This window comes from Pseudooctadecabacter jejudonensis, assembly GCF_900172275.1.
Lineage (GTDB): Bacteria > Pseudomonadota > Alphaproteobacteria > Rhodobacterales > Rhodobacteraceae > Octadecabacter > Octadecabacter jejudonensis.
The window spans coordinates 313305-328915 of the sequence record NZ_FWFT01000003.1 but is presented as its reverse complement, the minus strand read 5'-3'; the positions used below and the strand labels follow the sequence as shown (position 1 = coordinate 328915).

The following is a 15611-nucleotide window of genomic DNA, read 5'->3' as shown; positions in this document are numbered from 1 at the left end:
CCGGGCGCAAGGCGCCTCCCCCCGGGATATTTTTGAAACAAAGACAACGAGAACGACCGCCGGCGGTGCGTGTTATTTACGCGGTTTCGCCCGCAAGGTTGGGTCCGCCTGTGTCGGATCCTCGGGCCAGGGGTGTTTGGGATAGCGCCCGCGCATGTCTTTGCGCACATCCGCATAGGACGAGGCCCAGAACCCTGGCACATCCATCGTCGTCTGGATCGGTTTATGACCGGGCGACAGGAAGGTCACGCGCAGGGGGCGGCCTGCGACGGTGGGATGGGTTGTGGTCCCAAACATCTCTTGCAGGCGCAGGGTGATTTCGGGGGCCTCGCCGCTGTAGTCAATGGGTTTGTCGTGGCCCAGCGGCGTGGTGAAATGGCTGGGCACCTCACTGTCCAGCCGCTGCATCTGAGCCCAATCCAGCATGGCGCGCAGCGCGGGCAGCGCGTCAAACGCCTTCCAATCGGCGGCGGTGTGCACGCCTGCAAGGTGGGGCTGCAACCAGTCCTCCAACGTCTTCAATAAAGCGTCATCGGACATATCTGGCAGGTCGGCGTTCTGCCCCCGCATCAACGCCACGCGGGTGCGGAACCTTTCAGCTGCGGGCGAAAATCGCAGGCCAATCTGGCGGATACCGTCGACCATTGCAGCCGCCATGGCGTCTGGCGGGGCGCTCTTCCACGGCAGATCAGACAGCACCACCGCGCCCAGCCTCTCTTGTGTGCGGGCCAGCACTTTGTGGTCCCGTTTGGACCAGTGGCAGGCGTTCACGGGCGTGATGCGGTCGGCTGCGATGTCGCGGATCAGCGCCTCGTCTATGGGCAGGGCCGCGCGGATCTTGGCGTCGCGCGCGTGGCCATCCGTGTCAGTGATCACCAGATAGGGCGACGCTGCGAGCGGGTCGTCGCCCGCCAATACGGCCCCCTTGCCCCCCGACATGACATAGCGCGGCGTGTCCCCCTTGCGCCGTTTTGCGATGCGGTCGGGGTAAGCGAGTGCGGCCAGTGCCTCTGGCGGCAGTGTATGGGAGGGTCTGGGGGCCAGCTTGGCCAGCCGTTTGGCCTCTTGGCGGACGCGGGGCAGGGCGGTCTTGTGGGTGCCAAAGGCCACGCGCTCACCCGCCAGCGCCCGCAAACGCAGGCCCAGATCCACAGGCGCGCCCATCAGGATATCACGATCGCTGAGCAACGCTGCCAAGGGCGCCGCTGCAGCGCCCCCCAACGTCACCATATGGCCCAACCGCGGATGCAGCGGCAAACGTGCCAGCGCGCGGCCGTGGTCGGTAATACGTCCTCCCTCCAGCGCGCCAAGGTCGGCCAAAAGCGCGCGTGCCTCGGCCAGTGCTGCCGCGGGCGGTGGGGTCAGAAAAGGCAGGGCATCGCTGCCCCAATTGGCCAATTCCAACGCAAGCCCCGTCAAATCTGCCGTCTCGATCTCGGCTGGGGGATAGGCCAACAAGGCGCCATCCTCCGCCCGCGCCCAGAGCTTATAGGCCACGCCTGGGGCCACACGGCCCGCGCGGCCCGCCCGTTGGGTGGCTTCTGCGCGCGTGACGCGCTCGGTGACCAGCCGCGACATGCCGGATCCGGGATCGAACCGAGCGCGCCGCGCGCGGCCCGCGTCGACGACCACGCGGATGTCTTCAATGGTCAGCGATGTCTCTGCGATGGACGTGGCCAAGACTACTTTACGGCCGGTCTTAACGGGTGCAATCGCCGCCCGCTGTTCCGCAAACCCCATGGCGCCATAGAGCGGACGCACCACACAGCCCTGCGGCAATCGGCCCGCCAATGCGCCCTCGACCCGCCGGATTTCGCCTTCGCCAGGTAGGAATACCAAGACACCGCCCTCGGCCTCGTCCACCGCTTGAAGAACCAGATCAGCCGCTGCGGCCTCCAGCCGCGCCTCCTTGCGCAAGGGTCGGTCCAGCCATCGGTCCTCCACCGGAAAACTGCGCCCCCGCGATGTGACCACAGGTGCCCCGATCAGCTCGGCCACGGGCCCCGCATCCAAGGTGGCGGACATGACGATCAGCGCCAAATCCTCTCGCAAGGCCGCGCGGACCTCCAGCACCAGCGCCAGCCCCAGATCGGCATTCAGGGACCGTTCGTGGAATTCATCGAAAATCACGCAGCCGACGCCGGACAACTCAGGATCGCTCTGCAGCATCCGCGTGAGGATCCCTTCGGTCACCACCTCAATCCGGCGCCCCGCCACGCTGTCGCCGCGCATGCGGTAGCCGACGGACTGGCCCACGGGCTCCCCCAACCCCTCCGCCAAACGCTCCGCGGCAGCGCGTGCCGCCAGTCGGCGCGGCTCCAACATCACGATCTTGCCGGTGATGTCGTCCAACAGCGCCAGCGGCACCCGCGTCGTCTTGCCCGCCCCGGGCGGGGCCTGCAGCACGACGGCACCGGCATCTGCCAGGCACGCACGCAAATCGTCCAACACGTCATCTATGGGCAGGGGCTGCAACATTGCCTCTTTGCACCCCGTGCAATGGTCAAGGTCAACCGCCCACCCCTTCATCTGACCAAAAAAACTCACATCACGCCGCTGGACACCAAGAGGTCGGCTGCCGATAAAGCGCCATGGATATCGCGACCACAGCCGAAAAACTGCGCGCCGGCGACCGCCGTGCGCTGGCCCGCGCCATCACGCTGGTCGAAAGCACCAAAGCCGAGGATCGCGCCACGGCCCAAGCTTTGTTGACAAAGCTTGGCACCGACCGCGCGGCCCTGCGCATCGGCCTCTCTGGTACACCAGGCGTGGGCAAATCCACCTTCATCGAGGCCTTCGGCAAGATGCTGACGGGGCTTGGCAAACGCGTGGCCGTGCTGGCGGTGGATCCAAGCTCCGCGCGCTCGGGCGGGTCGATTTTGGGGGATAAGACGCGGATGGATCTGCTCAGCCGGGATCCCAATGCCTTCATCCGCCCCTCGCCGTCGCAATCGCAACTGGGCGGCGTGGCACGCCGCACCCGTGAGGCGATTGCCCTGTGTGAGGCCGCGGGCTTTGACGTGGTGTTGATCGAAACCGTCGGCGTGGGCCAATCCGAGACCGCCGTGGCCGAAATGTCCGATCTGTTTTTGCTGCTGCTGGCCCCCGCGGGCGGGGATGAATTGCAGGGCGTCAAACGCGGGATCATGGAAACCTGCGATATGATCCTTGTGAACAAAGCCGACGGCGATCTGCGCGCCCAGGCCACCCGCACCTGCGCCGATTACGCAGGCGCGCTGCGCTTGCTGCGCAAACGGCCCCAGGACCCGGATGATTTTCCCAAGGCGGTGGCTGTCTCCGCCCTGGAAGACAGCGGCATCGCGGCGGCGTGGGATGAGATGCAGGCCTTGGTCAACTGGCGTCGCGACAGCGGCGTCTGGGCCCAGCGGCGCACCGATCAGGCCCGATATTGGTTCCACGAAGAGGTCCGATCCGGCCTGTTGTCCCGCCTCACGGCCGATCCCGCGATCAAAGCGCAGCTGGCGCGGCTGGAAGAGGACGTGACCGCGGGCAAGATCCGTCCCGCCGCCGCCGCAGACGCCCTCATCGCAAGTCTTTTCAAGCCATAAGGGCCATGGGTGGGGCATCGGGCGTGTCTGCTGCGCGCAAACGGGGCTTTGCCCAGGGGGAAGGGGGAAAACGGGCTGAAAGCGGGTTGACGGGGGGACGGAATCCTTCTACGTCCCGCACACTGAATTTGGGGCCGTGCCTGTGCGCGGTCTAAACCGTTTGACCCATAGGCCTCCCCCTCATTGTGGTGATGGCCTGCCTGTAAAAGGAAGATTGCCATGTCGCGCCGCTGCGAATTGACCGGAAAAGGCCCGATGACGGGCAACAACGTAAGCCACGCCAACAACAAAACGCGGCGTCGGTTCCTGCCCAACCTGCAAGACGTGTCTTTGCAGTCCGACGTGCTGGGCCGGTCCTTCAAGTTCCGCATTTCCTCTGCTGCACTGCGCACCGTGGACCACCGCGGCGGTCTGGACGCGTTCATGGCGAAAGCCAAAGACGCCGAGCTGAGCGATGCGGCGTTGAAAGTGAAAAAAGAGATCAACAAGGCGATGGCGGCTGTCTAAGCCACATCCCCTGATGTGAGAATGAAGGCCCGCACCGCAAGGTCGCGGGCCTTTTTCTTTGGCCCGCGCCTGCGGCGGGCTGTTTGCGCCTGTGGCGACCTGTTTGCGCCTGTGGCGGGCCATTTTGCGCCTGCGGCGGGCGGGGGCGCATTTTCTACGAAAATGCGCGGGGCCTCACGTGCCGGCGGTGTGGCAGTGGACAGTGCGGAGTTTAGGTATTTTTGACCCAAAGAAGCAGGGGGGGGCTGCCAGCACGAGAAGGCGCGTGTGCTGCGACCATTTTGGCGCTTTTGTCGGGGGCGCCGGCCTGATACCCCGCCCTCATGAGCGGTTTGATGCGTTGTATCTTGTTTGGCCTTGCGCTGTTGATTGCTGGGACGTCACAGCACATGGCCGTTGCGCGTGGCGTGATGAAAGACGCGGCCGGCCAAATTGTGCTGTGCACGGGGCATGGTGTTCAGGTGGTCACTGTCGATCATCAGGGCCAGCCGATGGAGGCCGTTCAAATCTGTCCTGATTGCGCTTTGACGGCGCTGGCGGATACGCGCGCAGATGTCAAAGTAGCGGTGTCTGCCGATCTGGTCTGGACCCTTGTCGCGGTGGAGCAGGGCCCCCACGAGACGCGCCCTGTTGTTCTTTCGCCATCGGCACGTGGGCCACCTGTTTTGATCTGATCCTTTTTCATAAATTCTCAGATCAAATACGGGGAGAGACCACATGTCTTTCAAAACCACTCTTTTTGCGGGCCTGATGGCCGCCACTTTTGCCGCCCCTGCATGGGCGGATATCGAAGTTCACGACGCTTACGCGCGGTCGTCCAACCCAATGGCCGGGGCCGCCTTTATGGTGATCCACAACCACGGTGAGGTCGATGACCGGATCGTCTCTGTCACCTCTGATGCGGCGGCACGGGTGGAATTGCACACCCATATCGAGGACGCGGATGGCGTCATGCGCATGGTGCATGTGGAAGAGGGGATGGCGCTGCCGGCGGGTGGTGAAATCATCATGAAGCGCGGCGCTGAACATGTGATGTTCATGGGGCTGACTGATCCCTTTGAACAAGATGAGATCGTTACGATCACCTTTCAGTTCGAAAACGCCGACGATCTGGTGGTTGAGATCCCTGTCGATCAGGACCGTGTGGATGCGGGCGCCCATGGCGGGCATGGCGGACATGGCGATCATGGCGCGGGCGAGGATCAGTCCTCCCACGATCACTGACTAGGCCAAGACCTCTGCCACCCATGCAGGCACCGTCTGCGTGGCGGGGCCAAACGCGCTGCGGGCAAATTCCGTGGCGCGTTCGCTGGGGGCAAGGTTGATTTCCAACGTATCTGCCCCCGCCTGGCGGGCCACGCGCACAAAGCCCGCCGCAGGATAGACCACGCCGCTGGTGCCGATGGCCACGAAGAGATCCGCCTGTGTCAGGGCGGCGCCCACGCGGTCCATGTGATAGGGGACCTCGCCAAACCAGACGACATCCGGCCGTGCGGCCCCACCACAGGCGCACCGCGTGTCCACCGTCATCTGTGAGGGCGCAGGCCACCGCGCGCCGCAGTCCACACAAAGCGCCCGCAGGTGCGTGCCATGCATGTGGATGACATCATGTGATCCCGCCCTCTCATGCAAATCATCGACGTTCTGCGTCACCAAAGTGACCTCTGCTCGCGGGTCCTGCTGCAGGGCGGCCAGCGCCACATGGGCCGCATTGGGCTGGCATGACCGCACCTTGGCGCGGCGCATGTTGTACCACGCATGGACAGCCGCCGGATCCGCCGCGAACCCCTCAGGCGTGGCCAGCTTCATCAGGTCGGGGTTCTCCCAAAGCCCCCCCTTATCTCGAAACGTCCCCATCCCGCTTTCCGCGCTGATCCCCGCGCCGGTCAAAATCACAATGCGCATCCCGCGCGGCCCCCCTATACTGTTCCCATGCAACGTATTCTCTTCGTCTGTCTGGGCAACATCTGCCGCTCTCCTACGGCGGAGGCCGTGGTGCGCGCCAAGGCCCCTCATCTGCACCTTGAGAGCGCGGGCACGGCGTCCTACCACATCGGCAAGCCGCCCTACGGCCCCATGCAACAGGCCGCATCGGTTGCGGGTTACGACCTCAGCCGCCTGCGGGCACGCCAGTTTAAACCCCGTGATTTCAATGCCTTCGACCTGATCGTCGCCATGGACGCGGAGAACCTGGAGGAGATCGAGGCCCAGCGGCCGCCAGCCACCCAAACCCCCGTCATCTTGATGCGCGAAGACGGGCAGGCCGTGCCCGATCCCTATTACACCCGCGATTTCACCGGCGCATTAACCATAATCGAGGACGCCGCCGACGCCCTTATCCGCAGGTATTGCGCGCTTGGGAAATAAACGACCGGTAGCGATCCCAAAACGCATCATTGGCCCGCGTGTCTGAGATTTTGGTGGCATGGGCGACCTCAGGATCGTCAAAAAACGACGCGACGCGGGATCGGTCGCGGCTGCTCAGTTCCGCATTTGCCACCCGTTGGACGCACGAACACAAGGCAGGCGACGCGGCTGATCTGTCGGCGGCCAAACACGCCTGCGCAATCGGTCCATCCACCCCGCGCACACCAGACCGCCCGCCACAGGCCGCCAGTGCCAAAACACACGTCATCATCACGAATACCCGCATCATCATACCTCACTCTGACCCGCCGATTTTTTGGCTTGGGCGTTATCTGCTGGGATGAGTATGGCACGGGGGCCGGGAGGGGGCAATTCACGTTTGGGGGGGCACTGGGACGGCACCGCCGGACCGCGCCCGACCCTCCCCCCGGGAGGGCGCATTTGCAAGGTCACGAAAAGAGCTGACGTGGCGACGTCTGCGATGCGGCACATCAAATGCTCGTCCCAATGCGCCCACCCAGGCTCGGTCGCGGTCCTTAGCGACAGATTGGAAAATTGTTAAACAACCCCGATGATTAACAATCCCAAACTCACCAGCGCCGAAAGCATCGCACCGATGGTCAGCCCCAGCCGCGCTGTTTTGAATCCCTTACTGTCGAAAACGGTGGCCCCTTTTTCGGTCAAGTCGTCGTAGATCAACTTCATCCGAGACACGCGGCTAAAGATCCGCGTCGCCTCATCAGCACCCGGCAAAGGTGGCGCGCCGGTTGGTAAAGGCAAAGTTGCGTCATTGATTAGCTGCGGGATGTCATCGGCAAAATCTTCCTGTAAAGCGCCGCTCGACAAAGCCTCAAGCACGGGTTTCGCATCTTCGAGCAAGTCAACCGCGTCGCTGTCCATTTCTGCCATCCGCAGCTTTGCCAACTGGTGTCGATTGGCAGCAATGTCGGGGTGATTGGCACGAAGGGCGCGCACGCCATCTTCGACGGCTTCCCGCAGATCAAGGTTGTCTTCCGTCTCTGCGATCTCGCCACTGTCTGACAAACGCCGCAACGACGCCGCAGCCGCTGTATAGTCCATCTCTAGACGTTGCGGATTGTTCGAATAGCGGCTGTTCGCCCGACGCAACTTGGTCACGACGCTTTCGTCGGGCCGCAATCCGTTGCACCCGTTTAGTGCATCATCGAGGCAGTCCTCAATGCGCTGAGTGATTGTCTGGATAAGGGGTGCGTTCTCCAGGGGGATTGGCTCGACAGTGAAGATTTCACTGTCTTCATCAAAAACAATCCGTTCAGCAAGTGGCGCGCGTTCAGCAAGTAACCGCGCCTCAATTCCCGAAATGACCTCGCCAATATGCTCATACCCTTTTTCCCAGTCTTCCTCTGGGATCTGAATAACCTCAAACGCGAGAGCCCATTCATCAAAGGTACCGTTCCACATACCCTCATAAAACCTGCGCCAAAATTTCAAATGTTCCGAATGGCCTATAACCTTCAGGAACGCGTCGTGTTTTCCTTGAACGGAATCGGGGGGTGTTGCGCCGCTCCAAACGGGCTGTGCCAACAGCGATCCCAAATTTTGGGTGTCCCAGCGCATTGCAGCAAGCAGCGGAGTAGTACCAAAAGGCTCTACGGCGCGTGACGCTGCTTTTACCGCTTCGGCGGCGGCTGTGCCGCTAGGTGGCCAATCGTTTCGCGATGATAGGGCGCACCGCAAAGCCATAGATGCCGCAAGAAGGGGGGCAGGCGCGGCGAGCGAATATCCGGCCGAACCATTGAGGCCGTAAATGGAAGTCCAGAAACTTTGTGGTTTTTTGATAGATGACGAAGCACGACACGCGGCAATCAACACCGCCCTCAATTGACTTAAGGTTAAGTCATTGGGTTTGAGCGGAACGGCTTCCCAATTTTGGCTCATGGCCCTGATGGCACAGCGGGCAGCGATCGCGGAACAAGTTTCTCTGCTCTGTGTCTCGAACCAAGCTTCCGCCTCTTTCTCATCCGAAAAATCCACCTCACCCACTGCGACCATCCCCCTCACCAAACCCCATTGCCAAACCCCCCTGACCGCGCCATATCCCAACGTATGACTGACCTTGCTCACATCCGCAATTTCTCCATCGTGGCGCATATTGACCACGGGAAATCCACGCTGGCTGATCGCCTGATCCAGTCCACCAATACGGTGGCCGAACGGGACATGAAGGCGCAGCTTCTTGACAGTATGGACATCGAACGCGAACGCGGTATCACGATCAAGGCCAACACCGTGCGCATCGATTATACGGCGAAAGACGGGACCACCTATGTCCTCAACCTGATCGACACCCCCGGCCACGTCGATTTCGCCTATGAGGTCAGCCGTTCCATGCGCGCCGTGGAAGGCTCGCTGCTGGTCGTGGACAGCACCCAAGGGGTCGAGGCGCAGACCCTCGCCAATGTCTACCACGCGATTGAGGCGGACCATGAACTGGTCCCCGTTTTCAACAAGATCGACCTGCCCGCCTCCGACATCGACCGTGTCGCCGAACAGGTCGAAGACGTGATCGGCATCGACGCGTCAGGCGCCATCGCCGTCTCCGCCAAAACCGGACAGGGGATTGAGGAAACGTTGGAGGCCATCGTCGCCCAACTGCCCGCCCCCCAAGGCGACGCAGATGCGCCCCTCAAGGCGATGCTGGTCGATTCATGGTACGACAGCTACCTCGGCGTGATCGTTCTGGTGCGCCTCATCGACGGTAAGTTGCGCAAGGGCGAAAAGATCAAATTCGTCTCCAACGGCACCATCCACCACGTGGACCGCATCGGCGTGTTCCGCCCCGAAATGACGACGGTGGACGAACTCGGCCCCGGCGAAATCGGCTTCCTCACCGCGTCGATCAAACAGGTCCGCGACACCCGCGTGGGCGACACGATCACCCACCAACGCAGCGAAGTCACCCCGCTGCCCGGCTTCAAACCCGCCCAACCCGTTGTCTTCTGTGGCCTCTTCCCCGTGGACAGCGCCCAATTCGAAGACCTGCGTGACAGCATCGACAAACTGGCCCTCAACGACGCCTCATTCTCGTTCGAAATGGAATCCTCCGCCGCCCTGGGCTTCGGCTTCCGCTGCGGCTTCCTCGGGCTTCTCCACCTCGAAGTCATCCGCGACCGGATCGAGCGTGAGTTTGACATCGAACTCATCACCACCGCCCCCTCCGTCATCTACCACATCCACATGAAGGACGGCACCAAGCTCGACCTGCACAACCCCGCCGACATGCCCGACGTCACGCTGGTCGATCACGTGGCCGAACCGCGCATCAAGGCCACGATCCTCGTGCCCGACGAATATCTGGGCGAGGTCCTGAAACTCTGCCAGGACCGCCGCGGCATTCAAGAAGACCTCACCTACGCCGGCACCCGCGCCATGGCCGTCTACGACCTGCCGCTCAACGAAGTGGTGTTCGACTTCTACGATAGGCTGAAATCGGTAACAAAAGGTTACGCGTCGTTTGACTACCAACTGACCGGCTACCGTGAGGACAATCTGGTCAAAATGTCCGTGCTGGTGAACGAAGAACCCGTGGACGCCCTGTCCATGATGGTCCACCGCGACCGCGCCGAGGCCCGCGGCCGCGCCATGGTCGAAAAACTCAAAGACCTGATCCCCCGCCACATGTTCAAAATCCCGATCCAGGCGGCCATCGGCGGCAAAGTCATCGCGCGAGAAACCCTCTCCGCCATGCGCAAAGACGTCACCGCGAAGTGTTATGGCGGGGATGCGTCACGGAAACGCAAGCTGCTGGACAAGCAGAAAGCGGGCAAGAAAAAGATGCGCCAGTTCGGGAAAGTGGACATCCCGCAGGAAGCGTTTATTTCGGCGCTGAAGATGGACAGTTGAAATATACGCATCAATCTCCAATATATCTGATGGGGGATGAGTGATGATCGACTGGATTGATTTCGGCCAAGTATCAGCCGAACGGGACGATAAGCTGTCAAAGTATTTCTTTGATAGTGGTGTACTAAACGACGTAACCGAGAATAAGCTCTCTTTCCTCGTATTGGGGCGCAAGGGCGCAGGCAAGACTGCCGTGTTCACCCGTTTTGATGAAGACTATCATAAGTACCTCTCTATGAATGACGCCTCAATGGCGCTCAGTCTACAGAATTATGATTGGAATATTCACGAACTTCTTAGTCAGGAGGGAAAAGCCAAGGCATTGGCGTATACGGAGTCTTGGAAATTTATTATTCTTGTTGAAACGCTTTATGTCATTGAGTTTCTGAAGCTCGACAGCAAACATACAAAACCGTTATCTAAATTAATCAGAGCAGTATATGGAACGTCGGCACCTACTCTAAAGCGGATATTGGGCGATAAGTTGTTGGGACTGTCAAGATTTAAACTACCAGGAGGGTCCCTCAATTTAGACGAAGGAGAATTGGATGAGATGTCTGCATCACTTGGAAATGTAGAGTTTTCGGACTTTTCTACGTCGTCTCTTTTGCGAGAAACACTGACAGAGAACATTTCACGTATCGTTCCTTTCCTCGAGCGCGGTTTGAAGAAACATTTTGCCGAGGCCGATGGTCGGGTCTTTGTTTCTTTTGATCGTCTTGATGAGGCATGGCTCGTCGACTCGCGAAATAGTGTTAGACCGATGCTCAGCGGTTTAGTTGCGGCTGCCGAAAGCATCACACAAAATTTCGGCGGAAAACTGCGCCCCGTCGTTTTCCTACGGGAAGATATTTTCTCTGACCTTGATCTGAATGATAAGAATAAACTGAGGACTGACTGTGGAAATGTTCTCGGTTGGAACCACGATTCGCTAAATAGACTAATCCTGCATCGGGTAAATTATCACGCTCAGACTAGCGGCCGAGATACAGTAAATCATGTCAATGAGCTTTTTGACCGTGTCGAAATGCGACAGAGACGAAAGCCATTTGATTACTTGCTTTTGCGCACAATGATGAGACCACGTGATCTCATACATTTTCTATCTTTAGTTAAATCTGACATGGTTGCGAGGGATGAGAACCCTTTTGAAGAAGAGGAGGTAAATAGTGATCGGCTGGAGTGTCAGGCTATTTACAATGCAGAGGTCGACTATTCTCTTTGGCTGTTGGAGGAGTTAACTGACGAATGGGTTGTCCAATATCCTGCGCTACCCAGACTATTCGACGCTATACGGGAGATTGGCACAACAACGTTCAAGGTCGAAGAACTGGAACTTGCGTTGCGGAATTTGGGTTTGCCCGCAGGTAAAGTCGATCTGTCGAACCACCTGCGTTTCCTGTATTCAAACTCAATTATTGGGTTCAAAGTTGGCAAGTCCAATCAGTGGCGGTTCCGGTGTTTCAACCCAACAACTGGCTTTAGTGAGGTAGAAATATACAAGGTTCATGACGGATTGATTCATGCATTGAATCTCAAAGAGCAGCGGGCTTAGTAAATCCACCGACAAATCCTCCCCATCCCCACGTATCATCCCTATCCAACCAGAGGGCTGATCCATGCACCACACCGTCTCCGACCGTTCGTACCCCAAAACGCCCCAAGGACGTTTTGCCCCTTGGGTTCGGGCACTCACACCCCACATCTTCATCGTCCTCGCTGGCGGCGCGTCTTTGATGGTGTTTCTCACCTCCGCCGCGTTCTGATCTGCGGGCGGGTCTGGCGCCGTTGCCATACGCGAGCCATACGCCAGCCATACGCAAACCATACGCCGGTTTTAGCCGAAAACCGCCCGCACCGACGCCTCAAATTCGCGGGGTTTTTGCGCGTGCAGCCAGTGGCCCGCGCCGGGGATTTTGGCGAAGCGCGCGGCGGGAAACAGCGCCTTGATGCGGTGGCGGTGTTCGGGGCGGACGTAGTCGCTGTCCGCACCAGACAGGAATACAGTCGTCCCCTCAAACGTGCCTGAAACTTCGGGAAATCCAATAATATCAGACATATAAGCCTCAAGCACATCAAGGTTCAGCACCCAGCATTTTGCCTTCATGTCGAGGCTTTGCAGCAAGAAATCCCGCACCTCCGGCTCAAAACTCACACCTGCATCGGCGCGTTTTTCCACGGCCCCCAAATCCACCGCCCGCATCGCCGCGATATGCTGCGTTTGCGTATGCGCATAGCCCACGGGCGCGATATCCGCGACCATCAGTTTCTCAATGATTTCAGGGTGTTGCAGGGCCAAAACCATCGCCGACTTACCCCCCATGGAATGCCCCAGCACATAAGCTGGGCCGTCCGAATAGGCCGCCAAAACCTCACGTAAATCCTCTGCCAGATCGGCATAGGAATGGCTGTCGTACCACGGGCTCGCCCCATGATTGCGCATGTCGGGCACCACGACGTGATAGGCATCCGACAGACGTTTCGCGATCACACCCCAATTGCGGGCTGATCCGAAAAGACCGTGCGCAATCAATAGGGTAGGGCGTTTCGGGTCGCCATGGGTCACAACATTCAACATCCCCAACGATTAGCCCCGCAGGTTCAGAATTGAAAGCCCTGCGTCCGCGCGGTAGGTCGGGGTATGACTGCGAAAACCTATGCCGAAGACATCAAGACCCTGATCGAGGACCGCCTGCGCCTGAAATCCCGCAGCCTGTCCCACGCGATCCGCCGCGCCGGACGTCTGTTGCCCGCCTGGGCCCGCCGCGAGGCCCGGTTCATCGCTCAGGCCGAGACGATGATGGCCCACCCCAAATTGCGCGTGAGGGTGGATGAGGCAAAACTGGCCCGCGCCCACGCGGACCTGACAAATTACCTGCGCACGATTGACCCCAAAGAACGTCGCAAAACACGTGTGCTGGGCATTTTGGGCACTGTCAGTTTCAACCTCATCGTGATTGTCGCGGCTTTCGTGACCTACCTTGTGTGGCGCGGCTTTGTCTGATGTCTAACGGGTCACGGATGACCAGTGTCACGGTGACAAAGCTGACGTAGAGAAGCAGGTACCAGCTGCCCATTTTGCTGATCGATGCCCAGTCAAACTCTGCCGATCCGGCGTAAACCCAAGTCCCCGTCAAGGTGCCGATGTTTTCCGCAATCCAAAGGAAGAAGGACGCCAAAAGCGCCGCAACGGGCAGGGGCATCCAATAGGTGCCGCCCACGGTGAAATAGATGCGCGTGCGTCCAAACATCAGGACCGTCGCGGCAAACAATGCCATTCGAACGTCCCAGACAAAGTGATGCGCAAAGAAGTTCACGTAGATCGCCACGGCCAGCACGGCGGTCATCCAGAACGGCGGATAAGGCGTGAACCGCATGTCGAAAATGCGGATAACCCGCGCGATGTAACTGCCGACCGATGCATACATGAACCCGCTGAACAGCGGCACGCCCATAACCATAAATACTGCGTCCTCGGGGTAGCCCCACGATCCGGCACTGACCTTGAAAAACTCCATGGCCGTTCCAGTGGCGTGGAACAGCAAAATGACTTTGGCCTCGTTGAAAGTTTCCAGCCGAAACAACAACATCGCCGCCTGAATTAAGACAGCAAACGCGAAGAGCGCGTCGTAGCGCGCAATAAGCCATGCATCGTCCCAGATCGCATTTGTGCAAATCACGGCAATCAACAACAGCCCGCCAAACAGGCAGGCCCAGCCCTGTTTCAATCCAAACATGATGAATTCGGCTAGCCCGTGGGGCAGACGTGCCCGCACGCCTCGGCCCAATGATTTCTCAAAAGTCTTTGTTTCAAACATGGGGCCTAGATGCACGAAAGCCGCCGGGGGTGTCCACGGCGGCTTTCATGGGTTTATGTGCACGTATCGTGCAGACCTGTCAGAGGTTTGGATACATCGGGAAGGTATCGCAAAGCGCCTCAACCTCGGCGCGCACCTTCGCCTCAACCTCTGCGTTGCCGTCCTCACCGTTGGCGGCCAGACCGTCGACCACTTCGACGATCCAGTCGGCAATCTGACGGAATTCCACTTCTGTGAACCCGCGCGTTGTGCCCGCAGGGGACCCCAGACGCACGCCGGATGTGACCATGGGCTTTTCAGGGTCAAACGGGATGCCGTTCTTGTTGCAGGTGATGTGCGCGCGTTCCAGCGCGGCCTCGGTCGCGTTGCCTTTGACGCCCTTGGGGCGCAGATCCACCAACATGACGTGGCTGTCCGTGCCGCCTGTGACGATATCCAGACCGCCCTTCATCAGCTGATCCGCCAAGGCTTGTGCGTTCTTCACAACCTGTTGCTGATACGCCTTGAACTCGGGGCGCAGCGCCTCCCCGAATGCGACCGCTTTACCGGCGATCACGTGCATCAGGGGGCCGCCCTGAATGCCTGGGAAAATGGCGGAGTTGAATTTCTTGGCCAGCGCTTCGTCATTCGTCAGGATCATGCCGCCGCGTGGGCCGCGCAACGTCTTGTGGGTCGTCGTTGTGGCCACATGGGCGTGGGGGAAGGGCGACGGATAGAGGCCCGCCGCCACCAAACCGGCAAAGTGCGCCATGTCCACCAACAAATAGGCGCCCACGGAATCCGCAATCTCACGCATGCGAGCGAAATCGATGATGCGCGGGATGGCAGAGCCACCGGCGATGATCAGCTTGGGCTGATGTTCTGTCGCCAATTCCTGCACTTGGTCATAATCGAGCAGGCTGTCCTGCTTGCGCACACCATATTGGATGGCGTTGTAAATCTTGCCCGACTGGTTCGGCTTGGCCCCGTGGGTCAGGTGGCCGCCTGCGTCCAGGGACATCCCCAGAATGGTGTCGCCCGGCTTGATCAGCGCCTGAAACACACCTTGGTTGGCCTGAGAACCGGAATTCGGCTGCACATTGGCAAAACCGCAATCAAACAGCTGTTTGGCACGGTCAATCGCGAGGTTCTCGGCCACATCCACGTGCTGACAGCCGCCGTAATAGCGCCGTCCGGGATAGCCTTCGGCGTATTTGTTCGTCATCACACTGCCTTGGGCTTCCATTACGGCGGCGGACACGATGTTTTCAGACGCGATCAACTCGATCTCTTTGCGCTGACGGCCCAACTCCGCGCCGATGGCGGCGGCGACTTCTGGGTCGCGGGTGGACAGGCTTTCGGTGAAAAAACCGGTGTCTTTTGTCTCTGCGTTCATGGGGGATTCCCTCCGTCAGGTGTGGTTTGGCATTCACATAAAGGGAAGTTTCCTATCGGAAAACCCGCAAAGCGACCCTTTTTGCACATCACA

Annotated in this window: 16 protein-coding genes; 9 read left to right on the top strand and 7 right to left on the bottom strand. The window is 59.7% G+C overall.

What is annotated here, in order from left to right:
- Nucleotides 1-72 precede the first annotated feature (72 nt).
- Nucleotides 73-2478, bottom strand: coding sequence for an ATP-dependent helicase HrpB (hrpB, locus tag PSJ8397_RS10725; RefSeq protein WP_085864877.1), 2406 nt, complete (start codon nt 2476-2478; stop codon nt 73-75).
- A 113-nt stretch (nt 2479-2591) separates the two neighbouring features.
- Between hrpB and meaB the strand changes: the two genes are divergently transcribed.
- From meaB to PSJ8397_RS10700, 4 genes are all read left to right on the top strand, one after another.
- The gene (meaB, locus tag PSJ8397_RS10720; protein WP_085864601.1) at nt 2592-3569 is read left to right on the top strand and encodes a methylmalonyl Co-A mutase-associated GTPase MeaB; all 978 of its coding nucleotides are present in this window, start codon (nt 2592-2594) and stop codon (nt 3567-3569) included.
- Nucleotides 3570-3788: 219 nt separating this feature from the next.
- The gene (rpmB, locus tag PSJ8397_RS10715) at nt 3789-4076 is read left to right on the top strand and encodes a 50S ribosomal protein L28 (protein ID WP_085864600.1); all 288 of its coding nucleotides are present in this window, start codon (nt 3789-3791) and stop codon (nt 4074-4076) included.
- A 323-nt stretch (nt 4077-4399) separates the two neighbouring features.
- Entirely contained in the window at nt 4400-4750 is a 351-nt protein-coding gene (locus tag PSJ8397_RS10705; protein ID WP_143515439.1) for a hypothetical protein, read from the top strand.
- Between the two features lie 43 nt (nt 4751-4793).
- Nucleotides 4794-5300 (top strand): copper chaperone PCu(A)C, encoded by a 507-nt coding sequence (locus PSJ8397_RS10700; protein WP_085864597.1) that lies wholly within the window; start codon nt 4794-4796, stop codon nt 5298-5300.
- Here the strand turns inward: PSJ8397_RS10700 and PSJ8397_RS10695 are convergent, their stop codons facing one another.
- Nucleotides 5301-5981: an NAD-dependent deacylase gene (locus tag PSJ8397_RS10695; RefSeq protein ID WP_085864596.1), complete on the bottom strand. Its 681-nt coding sequence runs from the start codon at nt 5979-5981 to the stop codon at nt 5301-5303.
- Nucleotides 5982-6008: 27 nt separating this feature from the next.
- Between PSJ8397_RS10695 and PSJ8397_RS10690 the strand changes: the two genes are divergently transcribed.
- Nucleotides 6009-6443 (top strand): low molecular weight protein-tyrosine-phosphatase, encoded by a 435-nt coding sequence (locus tag PSJ8397_RS10690; RefSeq protein ID WP_085864595.1) that lies wholly within the window; start codon nt 6009-6011, stop codon nt 6441-6443.
- On the opposite strand, the gene PSJ8397_RS10685 is transcribed toward PSJ8397_RS10690, so the two are convergent.
- A complete protein-coding gene (locus PSJ8397_RS10685; protein ID WP_235000689.1) occupies nt 6412-6714 on the bottom strand; it encodes an arginine transporter in 303 nt (100 codons plus the stop codon). The two genes, PSJ8397_RS10690 and PSJ8397_RS10685, sit on opposite strands and share 32 nt — an antisense overlap.
- A 287-nt stretch (nt 6715-7001) precedes the next feature.
- Nucleotides 7002-8573 carry a hypothetical protein gene (locus PSJ8397_RS10680; RefSeq protein WP_143515438.1) on the bottom strand — a complete coding sequence of 524 codons (1572 nt, stop codon included), beginning with the start codon at nt 8571-8573 and terminating at the stop codon, nt 7002-7004.
- Between PSJ8397_RS10680 and lepA the strand changes: the two genes are divergently transcribed.
- The 3 genes from lepA to PSJ8397_RS17035 all read left to right on the top strand — a co-directional run bounded on the left by lepA (nt 8529) and on the right by PSJ8397_RS17035 (nt 12091).
- A complete protein-coding gene (gene lepA, locus PSJ8397_RS10675; RefSeq protein WP_085864593.1) occupies nt 8529-10325 on the top strand; it encodes a translation elongation factor 4 in 1797 nt (598 codons plus the stop codon). The genes PSJ8397_RS10680 and lepA overlap by 45 nt on opposite strands.
- 43 nt (nt 10326-10368) lie before the next feature.
- Nucleotides 10369-11880 carry a P-loop ATPase, Sll1717 family gene (locus PSJ8397_RS10670; protein ID WP_085864592.1) on the top strand — a complete coding sequence of 504 codons (1512 nt, stop codon included), beginning with the start codon at nt 10369-10371 and terminating at the stop codon, nt 11878-11880.
- Between the two features lie 64 nt (nt 11881-11944).
- The gene (locus PSJ8397_RS17035; protein ID WP_159453128.1) at nt 11945-12091 is read left to right on the top strand and encodes a hypothetical protein; all 147 of its coding nucleotides are present in this window, start codon (nt 11945-11947) and stop codon (nt 12089-12091) included.
- A gap of 71 nt (nt 12092-12162) precedes the next feature.
- On the opposite strand, the gene PSJ8397_RS10665 is transcribed toward PSJ8397_RS17035, so the two are convergent.
- Complete coding sequence (locus PSJ8397_RS10665; RefSeq protein ID WP_085864591.1) at nt 12163-12903, bottom strand: alpha/beta fold hydrolase; 741 nt, start codon at nt 12901-12903, stop codon at nt 12163-12165.
- A 63-nt stretch (nt 12904-12966) separates the two neighbouring features.
- Here PSJ8397_RS10665 and PSJ8397_RS10660 point away from each other — a divergent pair, with 63 nt between their 5' ends.
- Nucleotides 12967-13329, top strand: coding sequence for a hypothetical protein (locus PSJ8397_RS10660; protein WP_085864590.1), 363 nt, complete (start codon nt 12967-12969; stop codon nt 13327-13329).
- Here PSJ8397_RS10660 and PSJ8397_RS10655 read toward each other — a convergent pair.
- Nucleotides 13274-14143: a DUF817 domain-containing protein gene (locus PSJ8397_RS10655; protein WP_085864589.1), complete on the bottom strand. Its 870-nt coding sequence runs from the start codon at nt 14141-14143 to the stop codon at nt 13274-13276. The two genes, PSJ8397_RS10660 and PSJ8397_RS10655, sit on opposite strands and share 56 nt — an antisense overlap.
- Nucleotides 14144-14222: 79 nt before the next feature.
- Nucleotides 14223-15518, bottom strand: coding sequence for a serine hydroxymethyltransferase (glyA, locus tag PSJ8397_RS10650; RefSeq protein ID WP_085864588.1), 1296 nt, complete (start codon nt 15516-15518; stop codon nt 14223-14225).
- Nucleotides 15519-15611 lie beyond the last annotated feature (93 nt).